This window comes from Solwaraspora sp. WMMA2059, from assembly GCF_027497315.1.
In the GTDB taxonomy this organism is placed as follows: domain Bacteria; phylum Actinomycetota; class Actinomycetes; order Mycobacteriales; family Micromonosporaceae; genus Micromonospora_E.
Map to the genome: position 1 here is coordinate 5,039,934 of NZ_CP114908.1, position 22,980 is coordinate 5,062,913.

Below are 22,980 nucleotides of genomic sequence, written 5' to 3' on the forward strand. Positions count from 1 at the left end.
CCACGATGATTGGTGTCGAGCCCCCGGCACCGGGCCACCGAGTGCGACGCGACCACAGCGCCGCCAGCGCGAGCGGAGAACAAGGCGTGACCATCCCGTACCCGAACATCCAGCCCGTTCCGGCCATCGCGGCGGTGGCCCCGCCGTCGGGTGCCCCCCGCCCGCGGCTGACCTTCCTCGGCACCGGTTACCTCGGCGCGACGTACGCCATCTGTTTCGCCGAGCTCGGCTACGAGGTGATCGGCTACGACGTCGACGCCGACAAGATCGCGAAGCTGTCCGCAGGTGAAGTGCCGTTCCACGAGCCGGGCCTGGACGAGCTGCTCAAGCGGAGCCTGGCCGCCGGACGGCTGCGGTTCACCACCGACATGGCGGCGACGGCCGAGTTCGGTGACGTGCACTTCATCTGTGTGGGTACCCCGCAGCGGGCCGACGCGATGGGCGCCGACCTGTCGTACGTCGAGGCGGCGGTGACCGGTCTGGCCCAGCACCTGTCCCGTAAGGCGTTGATCGTCGGCAAGTCGACGGTGCCGGTCGGCACCGCGGAGTGGATCGAGCAGCTGGTCGGCAAGCACGCCCAGGGCGACCTGGGCGTCGAGGTCGCGTGGAGTCCGGAGTTCCTGCAGGAGGGTTTCGCCGTCGAGGACGTGCTGCGGCCGAACCGGATCGTGGTCGGGGTACGCAGCGAGTGGGCCAACGGCATGCTGTACGCCGCGCACAAGGGGGTGTTCGACCTGGCTGCCACCGAGGACCGGGAGGTGCCGTTGGTGGTGACCGACTTCGCGACCGCCGAGCTGGTGAAGGTCGCGGCGAACGCGTTCCTGGCCACGAAGATCTCGTTCATCAACGCGATGGCCGAGGTGTGCGAGGTGGCCGGCGGCGACGTCACCCAGCTGGCCCGGGCGATCGGCTACGACCCGCGGATCGGCAACCGGTTCCTGCAGGCCGGGGTCGGGTTCGGCGGTGGCTGTCTACCCAAGGACATCCGGGCGTTCCAGGCCAGGGCGCAGGAGCTCGGCGCGGGTGAGGCGTTGCGGTTCCTGCACGAGGTGGATCTGATCAACCAGCGGCGGCGGTCCCGGGTGGTGCAGCTCGCGGCCGAGCTGCTGGACCGTCGGTCCGGGCCGGCCGGGCCGGATCTGTCCGGCACGACGGTGGCGGTGCTGGGGGCGACGTTCAAACCCAACTCCGACGACGTACGGGACGCGCCGTCGCTCGCGGTGGCGGCGATGCTCGCCAAGACCGGCGCGCAGGTGCGGGTCTTTGACCCCGAGGGTACGGAGAACGCCCGCCGTGCGCAGCCGGACCTGGCCTACGTACCGTCGATGGTCGACGCGGTCCGCGACGCCGACCTGGTCTGCGTCCTGACCGAGTGGGCCGATTTCCGTAACGCCGACCCGGTGTCGTTGGGTGAGCTGGTCGCCGGACGGCGGGTGATCGACGGCCGGAACTGCCTCGACTCGACGTTGTGGACCGGCGCCGGCTGGCAGTACCGGGGCATGGGCCGCCCCTGAGCCCGGCACCGCCCGCGCCGAACCGGCCGGTCGTGGGTCCGTGACGGACCCACGACCGGTTTTTCTCCGATCTCCACGCCGCCTAGGGCTGTTCAACAGTTGCTTGGTTTAGGCATGCTTCGTAGGAAGTGGTCCACAGTGTGGTCCGGGCGTGGAGGAGGGTGCCATGAGTACGCCGTACCGCTGCGCCTCGTGCGGGCGGACCGTGCCGGCGGCGGCGACCTGCCCGCGGTGCGGTGCCGAGCAGCCGCAGTTCGCTGAGGACCTGGCCCGTATCGAGCGGTCCATCGCCGAAATGAAGGCCCGCGAGCTCTCGCTGGCCAAAGAGCAGAAGCAGACGGCCAGCGACCTGCAGGCGGCGATCTTCCAGCGGGACATCCTGTCCACCGGCGGTGCCGCCGGTCGGCGTGGCCCGGGGCCCCGGGTCTCGGTCCGCCGCCGGGCCGGGCGTCGACCGCCGACCGCCGACCAGGGCACCGCCCCGCCGAGGTTCCCCCGGCAGAGCCCCAACCTGGCCGCCGACGACGTGCCGCTGACCGGGCCGCCACCGGGCTCGGAACCGCCCGGCTCCGGCCCGGCCGGCTACCCGCCGGCCGCCGCCGGCGACGATCCGACCCAGGTCCTGTCGTCGGACGGCACCCGACCGGAGGCGTCCGCCCAGTCCATCCAGAACGTCCTGCTCGGCCTCGGCGCGCTGATGGCGGTGGTGGTGTTCGCCGCCGTCGCCAACAGCGCGTTGCCCGATGTCACCCGGTTGAGCGTGCTGTTCGCCGGCACGCTGCTGCTGCTCGCGGCACCGCCCGCAGTCGCCGCCCGCGGGCTCACCTCCACCGCGGAGACGATCGCCGCCGTGGCGCTGGTCCTCGTCCCGATCGACGGCTACGCGATCTGGGCGACCGACGCCGTCCGGGCCGGGCCGGTCAGCCCGTCGGCGTTCGCCGGCCTCACCTTCGCCGTCACCGCGCTGGTCGCCGCCGGTTACGCCGCCACCACCGGGCTACGCCTGCCCCGGTACGGCATGGTGCTCGCGATCCAGCCGGTGGTGCCGCTGCTCGGTCAGGACGTGATCCGGGGGCCTGCCGGGTGGGCGTCGGCCCTCGCCGTGGTCGCCGTGCTCGATCTGCTGCTGGTACGGCTACTGAGCGGCCCCGGGCAGCTCGGCGGCGGCTGGCGGTTCGGGTCGCCGACGGCGCCTCGACCCCGGCCGGACGCGCCGGCCGGGTCGGACAGCGGCAACCAGCCCGTCGACCGGTCCGGCGGGCCCGCCGGGTCAGCCGGGCTGGCACCGACCGGCACCGGCTCCGACCGGCCGGAGAACGCGCCGGAGGAGGCCGACGCCGTCGTCGAGGGTGAGCCTCCCGGTGGCGGCAACGGTGGTCGAGGGCCGGGCTGGCTGCCGCCGGCACCCACCGCGGCCGTCCTCTGGCTACGCGACCTGATCTGGACCCTGCACGGGCTCGCCGTCACAGCCGCCCTGCTGTTCGCCGTGGTGGCGGTACTGCGCGCCGACACGGTGCCCGACGTGCTGGTCGCAGCGGCGGTGCTGCTGATCGCCGCCGGGATCGGGCTCGCCGGTGGATTCACCCTGGGCCACCCGCCACTGCCGGACCTGGCCGCCGGCGTGTTCGCCCTGGCGGTCATCGGCGCGGCCAGCCGGGTCGCGGCGGTCGCCCTGCCCGGTCCGGCGCTGCTGCTGATCGCCGCCGTGGTCGCCGTCGCCGGAATCGGCGTACGGGCCCTGCCGGAGCAGGTCCGCCGTGGCCCGCAGCTCGCGGCGGCGGCCGCGTTGACCGTGCTCGGCGTACTGGTCGCCGGTGGCGCGCTGCGAGCGGCGCTGGCACCGGTCCGCGCCGCGTTGCCCGCATGGCAGGCCGACCTGGCCGGCTACCAGCAGAGCCTGGTCGACTACGCCGGGCCCGCCGACTGGCAGCTCGCCCTGGCCGCGCTGTTGATCACCATCGCGGCGGCGGTCGCCATGCCGGTCGAATGGCGCCGCGAGGCGACCGTCGTCGGCGTGACGTTGACCGCGCTGGCCGTACCGGCGTCCTTCGCACTGCCCTGGTACGCCGCACCGTGGCTGCCGGTGCTCACCGCCGTCGCGGTGGCCGGCACAGGTTTCCTCACCGACACCACCCGGGCCGCCCGGGTGCACGTGATCTGCGCGGCGGTGCTCGGCACCGCCGGTGCGGGCGCGGCGCTGGCCCGCCCCGGCTCCACCGCTGCCGCTCTGCTGGTGCTGGCCGCCGCCGGCGTACTGATCGCGGTGGCCGGGACCCTGCCGGAGGTACGTCGCCGGCCCGCCGGGGACGCGGTCGGCGGTTGGGCAGCCGGCGGTGCAGCATTCGCCCTGCCCGGTGGGGTGGCGGCGTTCGTCACCGCTCTGGTACCGCCGCCGGGGCCGACCGCGCTGACCGTCCAGGAGACGACCGCCCCGATCCTGGCCGCCGGTTTCCTCGCGGTCTGCGGCACACTCGGCTACTCGGCGCTGGCGCAGGTGGCCGAACGGCAGATCCCCCGGCCGTTGACCATCGGCACCGGGCTCGGGGCGCTCGCGGTCACCGCTGCGACGTTCGGCTCCCCCGGCGCGGCCGTCGCCGACGTGTGGGTCGCCGTCGGGCTGCTGGTCGCCGCAGGGCTGCTGCTCATGGCACCGTCGATCGACGCCGGGCGGCGGGCGGACCGGCTGCTCGACGGCCCCGACTACGCCGCAGCGGCCGCCACCGCCGCGCTGGTCGGCACCCTGGCCAGGGTCAGCGCGATCGTGGTACCCGGCACCGAACTGGTGGCCAGCGCGGCGCTGACCCTGCTGGTGGCGGTCGCCGTACGCGCCCTGCCCGAGCACTGGCGGCGCGGACCGGTCCTGGGCACCGCAGTCAGCGGTGGAGTCATCGCCGTCCTCGCCGGCTACACCGCGGTCGCCGGCGGCGTCCAGGCACTGGCCACCCCGGGCCAACTCTGGCAGGCGGACCTGACCGCCTGGTCCACCGAGGTCGCCGCCAACTCGTGGCAGGTGCCGCTGGCCCTGGTACTGCTCGCGCTGGCCGCCGCCGTCGCGCTGCCCCGACCCTGGTCGTTCCACGCCGCCGGCGTGCTGGTCGCGCTCGCCACCGTCGGCACCCCGGCGGCGCTCGGCCTGCCCTGGTGGTCGCCGATCGTGGTCGGATGCCTGGTCGCGATCGGGTACGGGATCGTCTCGGTGGCCGCCGACGATCCACAGGCAGCCACCGCCCGGGCCGGCGTCGCCGTGGCGGTCGCCCTGTACGCCATCGGTGCCAGCCTGGTCCGTCCGTGGACCACCGCCGCCGCGCTCGGTGTCGTGGTGCTGACCTGCGTGGTAGTGGCGATACTCGCCCGGGTCGTCGCCACCGTGACGCTGGCCGACCAGTCCGCTCCGGCCGACCAGGCTGGTCAAACTGACCAGGATGATCAGGCAGGTACCGGGCAGCTCGTCCCCGACCGGGAGTCGATGCCGGCGCACCTGGCGAAGATCGGTGGCGCAGCGACCGGGGCCGCGCTGCTGGCGATGCCCGGGGCGGTCGCCGCGCTGGCCGCCGCGCTCGGCTGGACCACGGAGATCGTGCTGACCGGGGCGTTGGCCGCCTCGGCGCTCGGCGTCGCCGTGCTGGCCATGGTCCGCCGCCAGGTGCCGCACTACCTGCCGTACGCCACCGTCGGGTTGGCCGGCGGCGCGACGGTCACCGCCCTCGCGTCGCTCCCGACCGACCTGCCGACCGGCATGTACGCCGCCGGGGCCGCACTGCTCGGCGTACTCGCCGAACTGCTGCGGGCCGCCACCCCACCGCCGGTGGACCTGTCCCGGCCGAGTCGCCGATGGTCCGGGCTCGGCGGCCGGTGGAGCCAGCCGGGGCCGCTGGAGATCGGCCGGGAGTGGGCGATCAGCCCGGTCAAGGGTGCGCTGGCAGCCGCCGCGCTGCCCACCGCGTTGGCCGTCGCGGCGGTGGCACCGACGCTGACCGCCGCGCTGGTCGAGCCGTACCGCACGCTGACCGCGATCTGGCAGGGACCACCGGCCGGGCTGCTCGATCCGCCGGCCGCCGCCGTGGACCCGACCAACGTGCTCGCCGCGCTGCTGCTCACCGTCGCGGCGGCGCTGGCCGCGACCGGGTTCAACACCGGCGGGCCGGGCCAGGCGGTTCCGGTGGTGCTGCCCGGCGTGGCGATCACCCTGCTGATCACCCCGATGTCGTTCGGCGTCGGCTGGCCGGCGGGCACCATGGCGGCGCTGCTGGTCTTCGCGGTCGCCATGGTCGGACTGGCGCTGACCGAACCGCCGCCGGACACCGAACGGCACCGGCCGCTGCGCATCGCCCGCCGGCTGCTGTTCCTGATCGGCCTCGCCGCCGGTGGCGCCGGGCTTGCCGGCGCGCTGGCCAACGATCAACTGACCGTCTTCACGCTGGGCAGCTCGGTGTGCGTCGGAGCGGTGGCCGCGTACGCCGGACGCAGCCAGCCGGCTCGGATCCTCGGCTGGCTGTTCGCCTCGGTGATGGCGCAGATGTTCGTACTGACCGTGGGCCTTGTCGCCGGCCTCCCGCCGAGCTGGTCGGCGTTCGGCGTACTCGCCGTCGGTGCCGGCCTGCTGCTGTCCGCGACCCGGCTGCCCCGGCTCAGCCACCCCGAGGCGGTACGCGAGGCGGCGGTGGTCGAGTGGAGCAGCTACGCGGCCGCACTGCTCGCGCTGGCCCTGGCGTACGACTCGGCCGCGCATCTGGCCGGGCTGCTGGCCGCCTGGGGCGCGGTGCTCGGTGTGACGGCCACCCGGCCGGGCCGACGCGCGATGGAGCGTCGGGTCCTGTTCTGGCTGGCGGTCGGCTGTGAGATCACCGCCTGGTGGATGCTGATGCGGATCACCGACGTGGCGCTCACCGAGGCGTACACCTTGCCGTTCGCCGTCCTCGCCCTGCTGGTCGGGGTCCTGGAACTGCGGCACCGGCCGGACCTGAGCAGTTGGACGGCGTACGGGCCGGCACTGGCCGCGGCGTTCCTGCCCACCCTGGTGCTGGTGATCAGCTCCGGGGAGAACAGTTTCCGGCAGGTCCTGTTGCTGCTCGGTGCGGTCGGCACCCTGCTGGTCGGGGCGATGAGTCAGCAGCAGGCTCCGGTGGTGGTCGGTACGGTGGTCAGCGCGGTGACCGCGTTGCACGCGTTGACCTTCTTCGGGCCGTGGCTGGTGCTGATCCCGGTCGGTCTGGTGCTGCTGGCGCTCGGGGCCAGCAGCGAGTGGCGCCGGCAGACCCAGGAACGGGTGCGGGGCGCGCTGCGCGGCATGCGCTGAGGCCGCTCGGGGAGACCCGGCTGGACGGCTCCGGCCGCTGCGGCCGGCCGGGCAGATTCGGCCGGGGTTAGGCGGTACCGCCGTGTGACGCCTGCAGCGCGGCGTCCTTCGTGGCGACCAGCTCGACCAGCTCCTGCTGGTAGGCGAGCATCCGGGCGCGCAGCCCTGGGTCGGTGGCGGCGAGGATCCGCACCGCCAGCAGGCCGGCGTTGCGGGCACCACCGATCGACACCGTGGCCACCGGCACGCCCGCCGGCATCTGCACGATCGACAGCAGCGAGTCCATCCCGTCCAGATGTTTCAACGGCACCGGCACCCCGATCACCGGCAGCGGGGTCGCCGAGGCGACCATGCCCGGCAGGTGGGCCGCGCCGCCTGCCCCGGCGATGATCACCTGGATGCCCCGGTCGGCGGCGTTGCCGGCGTAGTCGAGCATGCCGTGCGGGGTGCGGTGCGCCGAGATCACCCGTACCTCGTGCTCGACGTCGAACTCGGCGAGGGACTCGGCGGCGGCCCGCATCGTCGGCCAGTCCGAGTCGCTGCCCATGATGACGCCGATCATCGCCCCTCCTGCAGCCAGCGGGCGGCCCGGGCGGCCCGGTTTCGGACGTCGGTCAGATCCTCGCCGAGCACCGTCACGTGGCCGATCTTGCGGCCCGGCCGGACCTGTTTGCCGTACAGGTGGACCTTCGCGCCAGGGTCGGTCGCGAACAGGTGGTGCAGCCGTTCGTCGATGCCCATCCCGCCGTCCGCGCCGCCCAGCACGTTCGCCATCACCACCGCCGGGGCGGTCAGCCCGGTGTCACCCATCGGATAGTCCAGTACCGCCCGCAGATGCTGCTCGAACTGGGAGGTACGCGCGCCCTCGATCGTCCAGTGCCCGGAATTGTGCGGCCGCATCGCCAGCTCGTTGACCACCAGGCCACCGCCACCGGTCACCTCGAACAGCTCCACCGCCAGCAGCCCGACCACGTCGAGCGCGCTGGCCAGGTCGATAGCCAGCTGCTGGGCCGCCAGGGCGAGCGGCTGCGGCAGGGCCGGTGCGGGCGCCAGCACCTCGACGCAGATGCCGTCCCGTTGCACGGTCTCCACCACCGGGTAGACCGCCAGCTGACCGAACGGGGAGCGGGCCACCTGCACCGCCAGCTCGCGGACCAGCTTCACCCGCTCCTCGGCGATCAGCTCCACCGCCGGGTCGGCTGACGGGTCGGCCGGGTCGAGACCGGCGGTGACCAGCTCGTCCGGCGTGTCCAGCAGCCACACCCCGCGGCCGTCGTAGCCGCCGCGCGCGGTCTTGACCACCACCGGCCAGCCGGCCTCGGCACCGAACGCGGCCAGCTCGTCTACCGAGCCGATCCGTCGCCAACGGGGCACCGGGGCACCCAGCTCGGTCAGCCGCCGCCGCATCACCGCCTTGTCCTGGGCGCAGCGCAGCGCGTCGGCCCCCGGGTGCAGGCGCACGCCATCGGCGGCCAGCGCCCGGATGTGCTCGCCCGGCACGTGCTCGTGGTCGAAGGTGACGACGTCACAGCCCTTGGCGAAGGTACGCAGCGCGGCGAGGTCGGTGTGCTCGCCGTACTGCACGTCGGCGGCGACCAGGGCGGCGCCGTCCTCCGGTGTGCGGGCCAGCACGCGCAGCGACTGGCCGAGCGCGATCGCGGCCTGGTGGGTCATCCGGGCGAGCTGCCCACCACCCACCATGCCGACGACGGGCAGTCCGGTACGGGTATCCATTGCGGCGACAGCCTAACTCAGCTGCGCGACCAGGTCCGCGACGGAGGTGACCGGCCGGTTGCAGACGAAGCCCCGGCAGACGTACGCGGTCGACGCCCCGCCGATCATCGGCCGGTCCGCCAGCAGCGGTACGCCGGCCTGGTCGGGACGACCGGCCACCACCACCGCGCCGGGCGGCGCGTGCCGCCGCGCCGCCCGCAGCAGCGGGCCACCGGTCGGGTCCTCGGTGACCACGGCGATCTCGTACGGACCGGACAGCAACGCCTCGCCGACGGCGGCGGCGTAGCCGGTGAACCGGGCGTGCCGGGCGACGACCGGCGCGACGGTGGCCAGCGCGGCCTCGGCGGCGGCCCGGTACTGCGGGGCGCCGCGCAGCGCCGCGTACCCGGTGAGCGCGGCGGCGGTGGCTGACAGCCCGGACGCGGTGGCGTTGTCGGTCGGGTCCGCCGGCCGGGCGACCAGCTGTTCGGCGTCGTCGGCGGTGTCGTAGAAGCCGCCGTTGTCGGCGGCGAACCGGGCCAGCGCGACGTCCAGCAGCTCACCGGCGAGGTCCAGCCATCGGCGTTCCCCGGTGAGCTGGTGCAGCGAGCAGAACGCCTCGGCGAGGCAGCCGTAGTCTTCGAGCACCCCGTCGGGCGCGCCGACCAGACCGTCCCGGGAGACCCGGCGCAGCCGCCCGCCGACCAGGTGGGTACGGGCCAGATGTGCACCGGTCGCGACCGCCAACTCGGTGGCCAGCTCGACGTCGCCGTCGGTGCCGGCCGCGGCACCGGTCAGATCGTCGGCACCGGTCCCGTCGGCACCGGTCAGGGCATCGGCGGCGGTGGCGAACTCGACCAACGCGGTGACCGCCAGGCCGTTCCAGGCCGTCACCACCTTGTCGTCGCGGGCCGGCTGCGGCCGGGCCGACCGGGCCCGGCGCAGTGCCGCCCGGACCCGGTCCAGCTGCTGCGGTGGCGTGTCGTCGACGTCGCGGGCCAGCCGCAGCACGCTGGTGCCGTGTTCGAAGCTGCCGTCGCCGGTCACCCCGTACAGGTCGGCCGCCCACCGGCCGTCGGCCTCGCCGAGGACCTCGATCAGCTGCTGCGGGGTCCACACGTAGCTGGCGCCTTCGACCCCGCCGGTGTCGGCGTCCAACGCGGAGGCGAATCCACCACCGGGTACGGCGAGTGCCTCGGCGAGGAAACGGACGGTCTCCCGGGCGATCCGGCCGGCCATCCGGTCGCCGGTGAGCCGCCACAGCAGCGTGTAGACCCGCAGCAGCAGCGCGTTGTCGTAGAGCATCTTCTCGAAGTGCGGCACGGTCCAGGTGCTGTCCACCGCGTACCGGGCGAAGCCGCCGGCGAGCTGGTCGTAGATGCCGCCCCGGGCCATCGCCTCGCAGGTGTGCTGGACGATCTCCAGGCTGTCGGCGGCGCCGGTGCGTTGATGATGCCGCAGTAGGAAGAGCAGGCTGAGATGCGGGGGGAACTTCGGCGCCCCGCCGAACCCGCCGTGCGTCGGGTCGTACTCCTTGCCCAGCGTCACCGCTGCGGCGTCGAGCAGGTCGGCGGTCAGCGGCGTGGTCGCCCCGCCGACGGCCTGCGCGCCGCCGACCGCCTCGGCTACCGCGGCCCCCTGGCGCAGCACGGCGTCGCGCTGGTCGCGCCAGGCGGCGCCGACCGAGTGGAGTAGCCGGACGAAGTTCGCCTGCGGGAAGTAGGTCCCGCAGAAGAACGGGGTGCCGTCGGCGGTGGCGAACACGGTCATCGGCCAGCCGCCCTGACCGGTCATCGCCTGGGTCGCGGCCAGGTAGACCGCGTCCACGTCGGGGCGTTCCTCCCGGTCCACTTTGATCGCGACGAAATTGTCGTTGATCAGCTGCCCGACCGCGTCGTCCTCGAACGACTCGTGCGCCATCACGTGGCACCAGTGGCAGGCCGCATACCCGACCGAGATCAGCACCGGCACGTCCCGGCGGCGGGCCTCATCGAATGCCTCCGGGCACCACGGCCACCAGTCGACCGGGTTGTCGGCATGCTGCTGCAGGTACGGGCTGGTCGCCTCGCCGAGCCGGTTCACGCTGGTCGCTCCTCGGGGTCGTGGCACGACCCCGACGGTGTGGGGTCGCACGTTCCGACCATAGCCAGTCGGTGGGCGGCTCACCGCCGGGTCGAAACCGGAACGTCCGGGTATCGCAGCGCGGTGAGGCCCGCCTCGGCGGCGGCCTGCACGTTCTCCGGCCGATCATCGACGAAGGTGACCCGGTCGGCAGGCGCGCCGAGCCGGTGCAGCAGCGCCGCGAAGATCGCCGGATCGGGTTTGGTCAACGCCAGCCGGCAGCTGAACAGCCGGTGGTGGAACACCGCCGCCCAGTCGGCCGAGTCGATCGCCGTGGCGATGGACTCGGGGGCGTTGGACAGCAGCGCCAAGCCGTGTCCGTCGGCGGCAAGGCCGGTGACGAGTTCGACGGTACGCGGATTCAGCTGCGACCAGCTGGCGATGTCGGCCCGGTCCAGTTCGGCCACCAGCGGATCGTCGGCGGACAGCGGCCGACCGACCACGTGGCTCCAGTAGCGCTCGGCCGGCCAGCCGGCGTCGTAGGCGTCCCGGTGCCGCCAGTACCCCTCGTCGAAGGTGGCCTGCGGCAGCCCGGCCAGCTCGGCCATGGCGGCTACCGCGCCCGGCGGCTGCGGCAGCGAGATGACCTGGCCGTAGTCGAAAACCAACCAGTCCCGGACGGCACCGCTGGGCCCGCCGGTCACGACGCACCGTCCGCGCGCAGCGGGTAGATCTGGGCCTGCGCGGAGTCCGCCAGGGACCGGAGCACCGCGAGCACCTTGTCGGCGGGCATCGGCTTGAAGAAGTGGTAGCCCTGCGCGGCGGCGCAGCCGAGGGCGGCCAGGGTGGCCCGCTGGTCGGCAGTCTCCACGCCCTCGGCGACCACCCGCAGGCCCATCTCCCGGCCCAGCCGGACGGTGTGCCGCACGATGGCGGCATCGCGTGGCGAGTCGGCCATCCGGACCACGAAGGACCGGTCGACCTTCAGCTCGTCGACGGTGACCCGGGTCAGGAAGGCCAGCGAGGAGAACCCGGTGCCGAAGTCGTCGACGGCGAGCTGGACGCCCATCTCCCGGAGGCTGGCCAGCACCTCGTCGATGATCTCCAGCTCGCTCATCACCACCGTCTCGGTGATCTCCAGCACCAACCGGTGGGCCGGGACCTGGTGGCGGCGCAGCAGCTCGCCGATCTCGGCTGGCAGCTGCGGGTCGAGCAGGCTCCGGGCCGAGATGTTGACCGAGATCGGTACGTCGATGCCGTGTGCCGCCCACTCGGCGGCGGCCGACAACGCCCGGTCGACGACGTACCGGGTGAACGGGGCGAGCAGTTCACTGCCCTCGACCGCTCTGACGAAGTGGACCGGGGTGAGCCGGCCGCGCCGCGGATGCCGCCACCGGATCAGCGCCTCCACCCCGGTCGGCCCGCCGGTGGCGAGGTCGACCGCCGGTTGCAGGGCCAGTTCGAGCTGGTCGTCGACGTCCAGCGCGGCGCGCAGTTCGGCCAGCAGCGCAAGCTGATCAGTGTTGGCGGCGTCCTTCGCGCTGTCGTAGCCGGCGACGCTGCCGCCGATCGCCTTCGCATGGCTCATCGCGATGTTCGCCCGACGAAGCAGTTCATTCATGTCGGCGGTGCCGGCACCGGCGACCACTACGCCGAGTGCGCCTTCGACCGACATCCGCACACCGGCGACCTCGGTCGGCTCGGCCAGCATCGCGGTGATCTCGCGGGCCCGGCGCATCGCCACCGCGGTCGGCGAGGTCCGCTCGACGCAGCCGGCGGCAGCCGGGCTCAGCGACGTCAGGAGCAGGGCGAACTCGTCGTTGCCGAGCCGGCCGAGCAGCTCGCCGGGGCGGAGCCGGTCACTGAGCCGCCGGGCGGCGGACTGCAGCAGTTCGTCACCGGCGGCGTTACCCAGGGTGTCGTTGACCTCTTTGAAGCCCTTGATGTCGAGCAGCAGCAGAGCGACCGGATGGTCGTGCTCCAGCCGGTGCAGGGCGACGTCGCCCTTGGTGAGCAGCGCCGCCCGGTTGAGCAGCTCGGTCACCGGGTCGTGCATCGACCGGTGCATGGTCCGGTCGGTGAGGTGGCGCAGTGCCCGGTCGGTGGCAGCGTCGTGCAGGGCCGCGGCGAGCGCGTCACCGAAGGCCGAGAGCGCGTTGCGGTCCCGGGACCTCGGCATGGTGCTGGCCGGCAGGTGGATCCGCAGCTCACCGACGCCGGTCCGGCCGACCGTGAGCGGGTGGACGAGCATCTGGTCGGCTGCGTCGTCCGCAGCATCATCGTCCGCGAGGTCCTCAGCCGCCGCCACGGGGTCGACGGGGTCGGCCGGCGGCTCCGACCGGCGCAACCCGCCGTCGGCGTCGCCGACGTAGCGCCATAGCCTGCCGTCGACCTGCCGCACGTCGATCTCGACGCGTTCGGCGCCGAACAGGGTGAGCCCGCCAGCGACCCCCGCACCGACGACCGCCGGCTCGTCGAGCTGGTTGAGCGCCCGGGTCGCCCGGGCGAACTCCTGCCAGGCCCGACGTTCGTCCTCGACCCGCAGCCGGTGTCCGTAGGTCTGCTGCAGCAGCCACAGCACCGGGGGCAGCAGCAGCAGCCAACGCGGATCGTGGCCGAGCATCCCGACCGTGGCCAGCCCGACCAGGACGTTGCCGACGAACATCAGCAGCTTGTTGCGCAGCGCGTGCAGCAGGGTGGCGACGAACGGCCGGCCGTGCCGCAGCGACAGGGCGACCGTGGCCAGGGCGGCGGTGATCAGCAGATAGACCAGCCCGCCGAGGAGCATGGCGGCGGCGAGCAGCGGGGTGAGCTGCTGGGCGTACGGGTCGGCAACCGCCCGGGCGGCGACGCCGGCCGCCGCGACGGCGACGGTCAGCGACGCGGTGACCCGGAGAATCTCCGGCACCGTACGGGGCTCGGAGAAGATCGACAGTAGGGTCCAGGCGATGCCCACGCCGACGGCGGCGGCGGCGGGCAGCCAGCCGACCGGCAGGATGTAGAGGCCGACGATGAGGGCGGCCTCGCCCCAGGTGAAGCTGACCGTGCCGGTGCCGATGCGGAACCGCAGTCGGGCGAGTTGCGCGACGCCGAGCAGTGCCGCGACGATCGCGAAACCGGCCGGGGCCGGGAGAGCCGACGCCTGCCGAGCCGGCCCGGTGAGCAGCCCGATGGCGATGGTGGCGACGGCGGCCACCAGGACGGCGACGGTGAAGACGGGCAGCCGCCACTGGCCCCCGCCGTCAGGGGCTCCGGTCGCCGCTTCGTGCGCGGTCGCAGCCGGTTCCGGCCGCGCCGACGTCACGGGTCACTCCCGGTGACCGCCGAGCCGTGGACCGGTGCCCGGCGGGGGCGGCCGACCATGGTGAGTATCCCTCGCGTCCGTTCCGTACGACCAGGGACGACAGCTGTGCGATCCATGGTCGCCCCTTTCCGCGCGCGGTCGGAGGAACTGAAGGTCCCCGGCGGAAGGCTAAGCCAAAGCCGATTCCGGCAACAGGGGCCACTGGGCCGGTTTACCGGCGGGAGCCCACTGGAGGGGAGAAAAGTCCCTGGTGAGAGCGCATGTAAGCGGTTACAAAGGGGATCCTGGACGCGAGTCGCCTTCTGTCGGATCAAGGACATTGCGTTCGCCCGGCGCCGCCCCGCCGCCCGGCGCCGCGTCGTCGAACCGCTCGGGCAGCCGACGCAGCCGGGCGTTCATGTTCCGGATCAGCAACACCGTCGCGGCGGCGAGCAGCAGGAGCAGGAACAGCCCCATCGGCCCGGCCAGACCACCGCTGCGGGTGTCCCCGAAGTTGTTCACCGCCAGGACATGGACAGCACTCAGCACGATCGGACCCCTCTGCGTCGCCGACGTCGACTACACGGTACGCCCGGCGCATCAGGATCGGCCGAGCCCCTCACGAATCCCGGCAAAAAGGTCGGATTCCGGCTTCGGACTCTCGACGAACGACCGGACCAACTCGAAATCCTCGGTCGGCCAGGCCTGCCGCTGCACCTCCATCGGCACCTGGAACCAGAAGCCGTCCGGATCGACCTGAGTGGCGTGCGCGCGCAGCGCGTCGTCGCGGACCGGGAAGTAGTCGGCGCAGTCGACCCGGGTGGTGATCCGGTCGCCCTTGTCCGGACGATCCTCCCACCGGTCCATCCACTCCTGGTACGGCGACTCCCGACCGATCGCGAGCATCCCCTCGTGCAGCGCGAGAATCCGCGCCCTGGTGAAGCTCATGCAGTAGTACAGCTTCGACGGCTGCCACGGCTCACCACCGACACCCGGGTAGCGGGCCGGGTCACCGGCCGCTTCGAACGCGGCGACGCTCACCCGGTTGCACATGATGTGGTCCGGGTGCGGATAGCCGCCGTCCTCGTCATAGGTCGTCACCACGTGCGGACGAAACTCCCGCATCAACCGCACCAACGGCCCGGCCGCCTCCTCCAGCGGCTCCAGGGCGAAACACCCATCCGGCAGCGGCGGCAGCGGGTCACCCTCGGGCAGACCCGAGTCGACGAAGCCCAGCCAGGCCTGCTCGACGCCGAGGATCGCCCGGGCGGCGTCCATCTCGGCCCGGCGGATCTCGGCAATGTTCTCCCACACGTCCGGCCGGTCGAGTTTCGGGTTCAGCACACTGCCCCGCTCCCCGCCGGTGCAGGTCACCACCAGCACCTGGGCACCTTCCGCGACGTACCGGGCCATCGTCGCGGCACCCTTGCTGGACTCGTCGTCAGGATGGGCGTGCACCGCCATCAGACGCAGTTGCTCAGCCAACGAAAACGCTCCCTCATCCCGTGCCTGACATCCCCTGCCGGCGGCGTCCGGGCCCGGCTGCGACAATGGGCCCGTCGACCATTCTCGCCGACCCCACCGACACGTCCGCCAAGGAGTTCCGTCCCGGGTGACCGACACGTCCGCCACAACCGCACCGACCGCCGCCATGTTCCCACCCGGGCGGTACGGACGACGACGCGCGCCCCGAACGCGCCGGCCGTGGCTCGTCGCGCTGCTCACGGCGGTAGCGGTGCTGGTCGGGACGGCGATCGCCGGCCGGCTCTACACGCTCTACGGCGACCCGCTGCACCAGCCCGAGGTGATCACCTACACCGAGGCCACCGAGGACGGGATCACCATCGACTTCGCCGTCACGGTGCCCCCCGGCGGTGCGACGACCTGCCTGGTCAGGGCCCGGTCGCGGGACGGGGCGGAGGTGGGCCGGTCCGAGGTGACCATCCGGGCCGAACCGGGCGAACGACACGTCCGCACCACGTACCGGCTGGCCACCGAACGAGTCGCGTTCCTGGGCGAGGTGCCACGCTGCCGACCCGCCGGCTGACCAGCCGAGCGTGACCCTCGCCACACCCGCCGAGGCGGGTGGCGACCCGGCGGTCGGCACCCGGGCCGTTGCAACCCCGGCACCTCGGTGCGGATCGCTGGTACGTTGGTAGTTCGACCTCGACCGCCCGCAAGCCCACAAGGAGATCGTCTGTGTCCACGACCGACCGCGAGGCGCCCACCACCTGGCTGTCCCAGGACGCTTACGACCGGCTCCAGGCCGAGCTCAACGAGCTGATCGCCGGACGGACGGCGATGGCCGCCGAGATCAATGCCCGTCGGGAGGAAGGCGACCTGCGGGAGAACGGCGGGTACCATGCTGCCCGCGAGGAGCAGGGCAAGCAGGAGGCCAGGATCCGCTACCTGCAGGAGCTGCTGCGTACCGCCAAGGTCGGCGAGGCACCAGACGCGGACAGCGTCGCGCCCGGCACGGTCGTCACGATCCACTTTGATGACGATCCCGCCGACACCGAGACCTTCCTGCTCGGCTCCCGGGAGATCTCCTCGACGACCGAGCTGACCGTCTACAGCCCGGAGTCCGCGCTCGGTCAGGCCATTCTGGGCAGCCGGCAGGGTCAGACGGTGACCTACACCGCGCCGAGCGGCGCGGACATCAAGGTCACTGTCGACAAGTTCGAGCCCTTCGCCGGCTGAGTTGCGGCCGCCGCAGCGGCAGCGGGTCAGTAACCGAGGATGGGTCAGTCAGCGGCGGCGAACGCCACCTGGTAGCCGCGATCACGGAGCACCTCGACCAGCTCGGTCGAGTGCTCTGGGCCGCGGGTCTCCACCGACAGGCCGACCTGGACCTCACCCAACCGCAGGTGCGGGTTGCGCCGCTGATGATCGACGTCGACCACGTTCGCCCGCTGCTCGGCGATCAGTGCCAGCAGCGCGGCCAGCTCGCCAGGCCGGTCGCCGCACCGTACGGTGAATCGCAGATACCGGCCGGCGGCGGCCAGGCCGTACTCGATCACCCGCAACAGCAGCAACGGGTCGATGTTGCCGCCGGAGAGCACCGCGACCGTCGGGGTGGCCGGCCGCACCGCGCCGGACAACAGCGCTGCCACCGCGGCCGAGCCGGCCGGTTCGACCACCTGCTTGCCCCGCTCCAGCAACATCAGCAGCGCCCGCGACAGGTCCTCCTCGGAGACCGTCACGATCTCGTCGACCAACTTGCTGACGTGCGCGAACGTCAGGTCACCGGGGCGTCCCACGGCGATACCGTCGGCGATCGTACGGTAGTCGGCCAACCGCACCGGGGCACCGGCGGCCAGCGACGGTGGGTACGCGGCCGCGCTGTCCGCCTGCACGCCGATCACCCGTACGTCCGGGCGCAGTGCCTTGACCGCTACCGCGATCCCGGAGATCAACCCGCCGCCACCCACCGAAGTGACGATGGTGGTGACCTCCGGGCACTGCTCCAGGATCTCCAGCGCCACGGTGCCCTGACCGGCGATGACGTCCGGATGGTCGAACGGGTGGATGAGCACCGCACCGGTCCGGTCGGCGAACTCCCGGGCTGCGTCCAGCGCCTCGTCCACGGTGGTGCCGGCGAACTCGACCTCGGCACCGTACCCTCTGGTCGCGGCGACCTTCGGCAGCGGCGCGCCGGTCGGCATGAACACCGTCGCGCCGATGTCCAGCAGTCCGGCGGCGAGTGCCACGCCCTGGGCGTGGTTGCCGGCGCTGGCCGCGACCACCCCGCGCCGCCGCTGCCGCTCAGTCAGCCGGGAGATTCGCAGGTACGCGCCCCGCACCTTGTAGGAGCCGGCCCGCTGCAGGTTCTCGCACTTCAACCAGACCGGCCCGCCGAGCAGGGCGGTCAACGGGCGGGACGGCTCCAGCGGAGTCACCCGTACCACGTCCGCCAGGACGTCCCGGGCGGCGAGGACGTCCGGCAGTCCGACCAGTTCCGTCATATCGGGCTGTCCACTCTCGGCCACGACGGGGCGTGGCGGGGCCACGATGCCATAATCTCCAGCTGGCCGGCCACGGCGAGCAGCAACAGCTCCGAGCCGGGCGGCCCGACCAGCTGGATCCCGACCGGCAGGCCGTCCGGGCGCAGCCCGGCCGGCGCCACCAACGCGGGCAGTCCGGCCATGTTCCACGGCGCGGCGTACGGGGCGTACCGAACACAGCTCCACATGTTCGCCGCCCACGACCGGCGCGCCCAGCCGGTCGCGGCCGGCGGGGTGCCGGCCAGTGCCGGCGTCAGCAGCACGTCGGCTCGCTGGTCGGTGAAGAACCCGGTCATCCGGTCCCGCCAGGCGGTCCGGTCGGCCTCCCGCACGTACCCGCGCCGTTGTGCCCACCGGCCGAGCGCGACGTGCCGACGGGTCCGTGGCTGCAGGTCCCGGCCACCGGCCCGGCCGGCGGCGGCGTCCTCGGCCGCGGCGGCGAACCAGGTGGACAGTCCCCGCAGTCCCAGCGAGGCCGGATAGTGCAGCTCGGTGCCGCTCACATCGTGGCCGGCCTCGGTGAGCCGCCGCGACGTCGCCGCCACCGCGTCCCGGTTGGCCGCGTCGGCCCGCAGCCCCGCCACCGGCGAGGTGAGCGAGACCGCCACCCGCAGCCGGCCCGGCTGGACCAGCTTCTCCGGTCGCCGGCCGGCGAGCACCGCGAAGCCGGTGGCGGCGTCCGCCACGCAGGTCGTCAGGATGCCGTGCTCGGTGAGGCCGAACCAGTCCTCAGTGCCGAGCTGTCGCGGAACCACGTCGCGGCCGGGTTTGAGCCCGAGCAGGCCGCAGCAGGCGGCCGGGATCCGGATCGAGCCGAATCCGTCGTTGCCGTGCGCGATCGGCACCATGCCGCTGGCCACCGCCGCCGCCGCGCCGCCCGACGAACCGCCCGGGGTGCGTGACAGCTGCCAGGGGTTGCGGCTGGTCGCTGTGGCGTCGTCGGTGGTCGCCCAGAGCCCGAGCTCCGGCATCCGGGTCACCCCGACGACGACCGCGCCGGCACCGCGCATCCGGCGGACGATCTCGTGGTCGTGTTCGGCGACCGGGGTCCGCGCGGCGGCCGATCCGCGCCAGGTCGGCAGCCCGGCGACCGGGGTGTTCTCCTTGATCGCCACCGGCACCCCGGCCAGCGGCAGGTTCGCCAGGTCCTCCTGCTCGTCGACCTTCTCCGCTTCGACGATGGCCTCGCCGCCACGGACCGCGCGGAAGGCGGACAGCTCCGGGTCGGCCCGGGCGATGTGGTCGAGATGATCGGCAACGACCCGGGTCGCCGAGGTGTCACCCCGGCGTACGGCCCGGGCGATCTGCCGGGCGGTGGTCCCGACCCAGGTCGGTACGATGTCGTGCACGGCACCTCCAGGCAGCCGGTACGCGGTTCGCGTCGCTGTGCGGACCCGTCGCCGGACCCGCCCGGGTGTCGGGCCGGCCCGCAGTGGGCCCGCCCGTCGGATCTCGCCGACGGATCCTCAGCCGAGCGCCTGATCCAGGTCGGCCAGCAGGTCGTCCACGGTTTCGATTCCGACAGACAGTCGCACGAGATCGCCGGGGACTTCAAGAGGCGAGCCGGCGGCGCTCGCGTGGGTCATCCGTCCAGGATGTTCGATCAACGATTCGACCCCGCCGAGCGATTCGGCGAGGACGAACAGTCGGGCCCGGTTGCAGATCCGCACCGCTTCCGCCGCCCCACCGGCCACCCGGAACGAGACCATCCCACCGAACCGGCGCATCTGCTTGGCCGCCGTCTCGTGGCCGGGGTGGTCGCGGTGTCCGGGGTAGAGCACCTGGCGTACCGCCGGGTGCTGGTCGAGGAATTCGACGACCCGTTCGGCGTTGTCGCAGTGCCGCTCCATCCGTACGCCCAGGGTCTTGATTCCGCGCAGGGTGAGCCAGGCGTCGAAGGGTCCGTTGACCGCGCCCATGGCATTCTGGTGGAAGGCCAGCTCGGCGGCGAGTTCCGGATCGTCGGCGACCAGCGCGCCACCGACCACGTCGGAGTGTCCACCGAGATATTTGGTGGTGGAGTGGACCACCACGTCGGCGCCGAGCGCCAGCGGCTGCTGCAGGTACGGCGAGGCGAAGGTGTTGTCCACCACGAGCCGCGCCGCGACGTCGCGGGCCAGGGCGGCCAGCCCGGCGATGTCGGCGATGCCGAGCAGCGGGTTCGTCGGGGTTTCCGCCCAGATCATCCGGGTACGGCCGGGTTGTACCGCAGCCCGGACCGCGTCGACGTCGGAGATCCGCGCGGCGGTCCAGGCCAGTCCCCAGCGTTCGGCGACCTTGGCGAACAGACGGAACGTGCCGCCGTACGCGTCGTCCGGGATGATCACGTGGTCGCCGGGCCGGCAGACGGTACGCAGCAGCGTGTCCTCAGCCGCCAGACCGCTGGCGAAGGCGAGCCCGGTCCGGCCCCCCTCGATCGCGGCCAGGCATTCCTGCAGCGCGTCCCGGGTCGGGTTGGCCGACCGGCTGTACTCGTAGCCCGACCGGGGCACACCCACCTCGTCCTGAGCGTACGTGCTGGTCTGGTAGATCGGCGGCACGACCGCCCCGGTCCGGGCCTCCGGCTCCTGCCCGGCGTGGATGGCGACCGTGTCGAACCCGTATGTCATGGCACGAGGCTAGGCCATCGCTCCGAGCGCCACCGCCGGTGGGACGGATGCCCACCCGACCTGCGGGTACCCCGGCGGGAACGAGCCGGCCCCCGCCGGTGTTGTCCGAGAGGCCACGAACGAGAGGAGTCGCACGGTGTTCCTGCGACCGATGAAAGCGAATCTGCCCGAACCTGGGCAGGCCCTGCCCGGCCGGGACCGGCCGATACCGGTGGCGGACCGGCACGCGGTGCTCGGTACGCCGCTGACCGGCCCGTGGCCGGCCGGTACCCGGGTGGCGGTCTTCGGGATGGGCTGCTTCTGGGGAGCCGAACGGCTGTTCTGGCGACTGCCCGGGGTCGTGTCGACCTCGGTCGGGTACGCCGGCGGCGAGACGCCGAACCCCACGTACGAGGAGGTGTGCTCCGGCGGGACGGGGCACGCCGAGGTCGTCCAGGTGGTTTACGACCCGGCCCGGATCGGCTACGCCGACCTGCTGAAGGTGTTCTGGGAGAACCACGACCCGACGCAGGGCATGCGTCAGGGCAACGACGTCGGTACGCAGTACCGGTCGACGATCTACACCACCGACGCCGAGCAGGCGACCGAGGCCGCCGATTCCCGGGCCGCATTCGCTCCGGTGGTGGCCGCGGCCGGCCGGGACGGGATCACCACGGAGATCCGGCCGCTCGGCGAGTACTACTACGCCGAGAATTACCACCAGCAGTACCTGCACAAGAACCCGGGTGGTTACTGCAACCACGGGCCGAACGGGATGACCTGCCCGGTGGGCGTCGCCCGCAGCGCCGACTGAGCCGCCGCCGACACTGACCCGCAGCCGGCCGCCGCCGATCAGGCGGCGGCCCGCTCCACCTCCCGCAGCATCAACCGCAGCGACTGGCTGTGCTTGGCCGGTGGCAGACTCGCCAGCGCCGACCGGGCGTGCCGCAGCCCTTCGACGCGGTCACCCGACTTGACCAGCATCAGCCCACGGTGCAGCTCGATGTGGGTGGCGAACCGGGCCAGGCTGGCCGGCCGGGTCCGGACCGCCCACTCCTGGGCGTCGACCGCGGCCGGGTCGCCGAGGCGGGCGAGCAGCATGCTGGTGAAGATCGCCATCCGCCACTCGGGCACGGCGAAGTCGGAGATCTGCTCGGCGGAGCCGGTCTGGTCGAAGACCCGGCGGGCCTCGTCCAGGTGTGTCAATGCGCTGATCCGGTCGCCACGGACGCCGGCGACGTGCGCCTTGGCCATCAACGCGTTGAGCCGCCCGAGCGATGGTCGGTCAGTCAGCGCGAGGGCCTGATCGGCCAGGTCCTGCGCGACCGTGAGGGCAGCACCCTCGTAGCCGAGGGCCAGCGCGGCGCGGCCGCGGACCCAGACTTGCACGGTCCGGTCGCCGCTGCGATCCGCGCTGACCGCGGCAAGTCGGTACCACCGGACGGCTTCCTGCGCCATCCCGGTGGTCTTGCCGTAGACGCTGAGGAAACGGGCGGCCAGCCCCCACATCACCGGAGTGCCGAGCTGCTGTTGCAGCACGACGAGGTCACTGGCAATCCGGTCCTGCAGCTCACCGGCGCCGACCGACATGTAGTCCCGGCCGAGATTGGCGGCGCGATCCTGCCACTGTTCCTCGGCCGCCGGGTCGCCGAGCGCCGCGGTGAAGCCGCGATGGATCAACTCGGAGACGGCGGCCGGTGCCACCACCGCGGCGGCGAGCCCGGTGATCAGGCCCCGACGTTGCATATGGTCCCCCAAGACCTGCTCGTAGGCGGTCACCACGTCGGCCGTCGCTGTCCGCCGCCCCGCCTCGACGTTCGACAGGTGGCCCTTGCTGAAGTGGCTCAGCGCGGCCATTTTCGCCAAGCTGACACCAGCGGATTCCCGGGCCTTCCTCAGGGTCTCACCCGTATCGCTCATATTCCGCCTGCCCACCTGTATTGAAGACCTGCTGAAAACCCAGCCGCGCTTTTCCTGACCTTCGACTGCCCCTGACTCTATTGGCCAGAGGCTGCGGGGATGGCGCGTGGACGCGTTGGACCGAACCTCCACCGACTCGGCGCAACGGCCCGCCGACCTCGCGGCCCATCGACCAGCATGCCAGTGACAGGCCACCATGTGCACCAACGATCTGGGATCCGGTACACCATACGGCAAAGACGATGGCAGATGTCGACCGCGCTGGACAAGTCCGGGCCGACTTCATCCGATCTCCAGTGAGGTGATACCCGAGACTAAGACCTTAATCAATTATTGTCATTAACCACTCAAAGTAAGTGCAGAGTAACTATTCGTCACCGTCGGTGATGGCCGGCCCAGCCCGGCCGAGGTCCACGCCGTCGCCTCGGCCGAGCTGGTCCGCGCCGTCGCCTCGGCCGGCGGCAAAAATCGTTGCCGGCCGCCGCGCCAGCCGGCTAGCGTGGCCGTACACGGGAAAGGAGGTGGTCCAGCGTTGTATAGCTATAGGACTCGTGAGGTGGCTGCCCGCTAGCCGCTGTCCTTGACAGCTCCGATCGTCGAG

At 72.7% G+C, this 22,980-nt stretch carries 16 protein-coding genes; 5 read left to right on the top strand and 11 right to left on the bottom strand.

What is annotated here, in order from left to right:
* The first annotated feature begins 86 nt into the window (after positions 1-86).
* Entirely contained in the window at positions 87-1,514 is a 1,428-nt protein-coding gene (locus tag O7553_RS23060; protein ID WP_281551753.1) for a UDP-glucose/GDP-mannose dehydrogenase family protein, read from the top strand.
* Between the two features lie 166 nt (positions 1,515-1,680).
* Positions 1,681-6,810 carry a permease gene (locus O7553_RS23065; RefSeq protein ID WP_281551754.1) on the top strand — a complete coding sequence of 1,710 codons (5,130 nt, stop codon included), beginning with the start codon at positions 1,681-1,683 and terminating at the stop codon, positions 6,808-6,810.
* A 67-nt stretch (positions 6,811-6,877) separates the two neighbouring features.
* Here the strand turns inward: O7553_RS23065 and purE are convergent, their stop codons facing one another.
* The 7 genes from purE to mca all read right to left on the bottom strand — a co-directional run bounded on the left by purE (position 6,878) and on the right by mca (position 15,352).
* Positions 6,878-7,372, bottom strand: coding sequence for a 5-(carboxyamino)imidazole ribonucleotide mutase (gene purE / locus O7553_RS23070; RefSeq protein ID WP_281551755.1), 495 nt, complete (start codon positions 7,370-7,372; stop codon positions 6,878-6,880).
* Positions 7,369-8,544, bottom strand: coding sequence for a 5-(carboxyamino)imidazole ribonucleotide synthase (locus O7553_RS23075; protein ID WP_281551756.1), 1,176 nt, complete (start codon positions 8,542-8,544; stop codon positions 7,369-7,371). The genes purE and O7553_RS23075 overlap by 4 nt, the downstream gene beginning before the upstream one ends.
* A gap of 12 nt (positions 8,545-8,556) precedes the next feature.
* The gene (locus O7553_RS23080) at positions 8,557-10,605 is read right to left on the bottom strand and encodes a thioredoxin domain-containing protein (RefSeq protein ID WP_281555711.1); all 2,049 of its coding nucleotides are present in this window, start codon (positions 10,603-10,605) and stop codon (positions 8,557-8,559) included.
* Positions 10,606-10,685: 80 nt separating this feature from the next.
* Positions 10,686-11,288, bottom strand: a complete 603-nt coding sequence (locus O7553_RS23085; RefSeq protein WP_281551757.1) for an HAD family phosphatase — start codon at positions 11,286-11,288, stop codon at positions 10,686-10,688.
* Positions 11,285-13,693, bottom strand: coding sequence for a bifunctional diguanylate cyclase/phosphodiesterase (locus O7553_RS23090; RefSeq protein ID WP_281555712.1), 2,409 nt, complete (start codon positions 13,691-13,693; stop codon positions 11,285-11,287). The genes O7553_RS23085 and O7553_RS23090 overlap by 4 nt, the downstream gene beginning before the upstream one ends.
* A gap of 465 nt (positions 13,694-14,158) precedes the next feature.
* Positions 14,159-14,416 (bottom strand): hypothetical protein, encoded by a 258-nt coding sequence (locus tag O7553_RS23095; protein WP_281555822.1) that lies wholly within the window; start codon positions 14,414-14,416, stop codon positions 14,159-14,161.
* 51 nt (positions 14,417-14,467) lie between these two features.
* Entirely contained in the window at positions 14,468-15,352 is an 885-nt protein-coding gene (mca, locus tag O7553_RS23100; RefSeq protein ID WP_281551758.1) for a mycothiol conjugate amidase Mca, read from the bottom strand.
* Positions 15,353-15,479: 127 nt separating this feature from the next.
* On the opposite strand from mca, the gene O7553_RS23105 reads away from it, so the two are divergent.
* Together O7553_RS23105 and greA are read left to right on the top strand one after the other, a co-directional pair.
* Positions 15,480-15,914 (top strand): DUF4307 domain-containing protein, encoded by a 435-nt coding sequence (locus O7553_RS23105; protein WP_281551759.1) that lies wholly within the window; start codon positions 15,480-15,482, stop codon positions 15,912-15,914.
* A 152-nt stretch (positions 15,915-16,066) separates the two neighbouring features.
* Positions 16,067-16,567 carry a transcription elongation factor GreA gene (greA, locus tag O7553_RS23110; RefSeq protein WP_278173899.1) on the top strand — a complete coding sequence of 167 codons (501 nt, stop codon included), beginning with the start codon at positions 16,067-16,069 and terminating at the stop codon, positions 16,565-16,567.
* A gap of 44 nt (positions 16,568-16,611) precedes the next feature.
* Here the strand turns inward: greA and ilvA are convergent, their stop codons facing one another.
* The 3 genes from ilvA to O7553_RS23125 form a co-directional block, all read right to left on the bottom strand.
* Entirely contained in the window at positions 16,612-17,832 is a 1,221-nt protein-coding gene (ilvA, locus tag O7553_RS23115; protein ID WP_281551760.1) for a threonine ammonia-lyase, read from the bottom strand.
* Positions 17,829-19,220 (bottom strand): amidase family protein, encoded by a 1,392-nt coding sequence (locus O7553_RS23120; protein WP_281551761.1) that lies wholly within the window; start codon positions 19,218-19,220, stop codon positions 17,829-17,831. The genes ilvA and O7553_RS23120 overlap by 4 nt, the downstream gene beginning before the upstream one ends.
* 117 nt (positions 19,221-19,337) lie before the next feature.
* Complete coding sequence (locus O7553_RS23125; protein ID WP_281551762.1) at positions 19,338-20,480, bottom strand: cystathionine gamma-synthase; 1,143 nt, start codon at positions 20,478-20,480, stop codon at positions 19,338-19,340.
* Between the two features lie 136 nt (positions 20,481-20,616).
* On the opposite strand from O7553_RS23125, the gene msrA reads away from it, so the two are divergent.
* Positions 20,617-21,273 (top strand): peptide-methionine (S)-S-oxide reductase MsrA, encoded by a 657-nt coding sequence (msrA, locus tag O7553_RS23130; RefSeq protein ID WP_281551763.1) that lies wholly within the window; start codon positions 20,617-20,619, stop codon positions 21,271-21,273.
* Positions 21,274-21,311: 38 nt separating this feature from the next.
* On the opposite strand, the gene O7553_RS23135 is transcribed toward msrA, so the two are convergent.
* Complete coding sequence (locus O7553_RS23135) at positions 21,312-22,379, bottom strand: helix-turn-helix transcriptional regulator (protein WP_281551764.1); 1,068 nt, start codon at positions 22,377-22,379, stop codon at positions 21,312-21,314.
* Between the last annotated feature and the right edge of the window lie 601 nt (positions 22,380-22,980).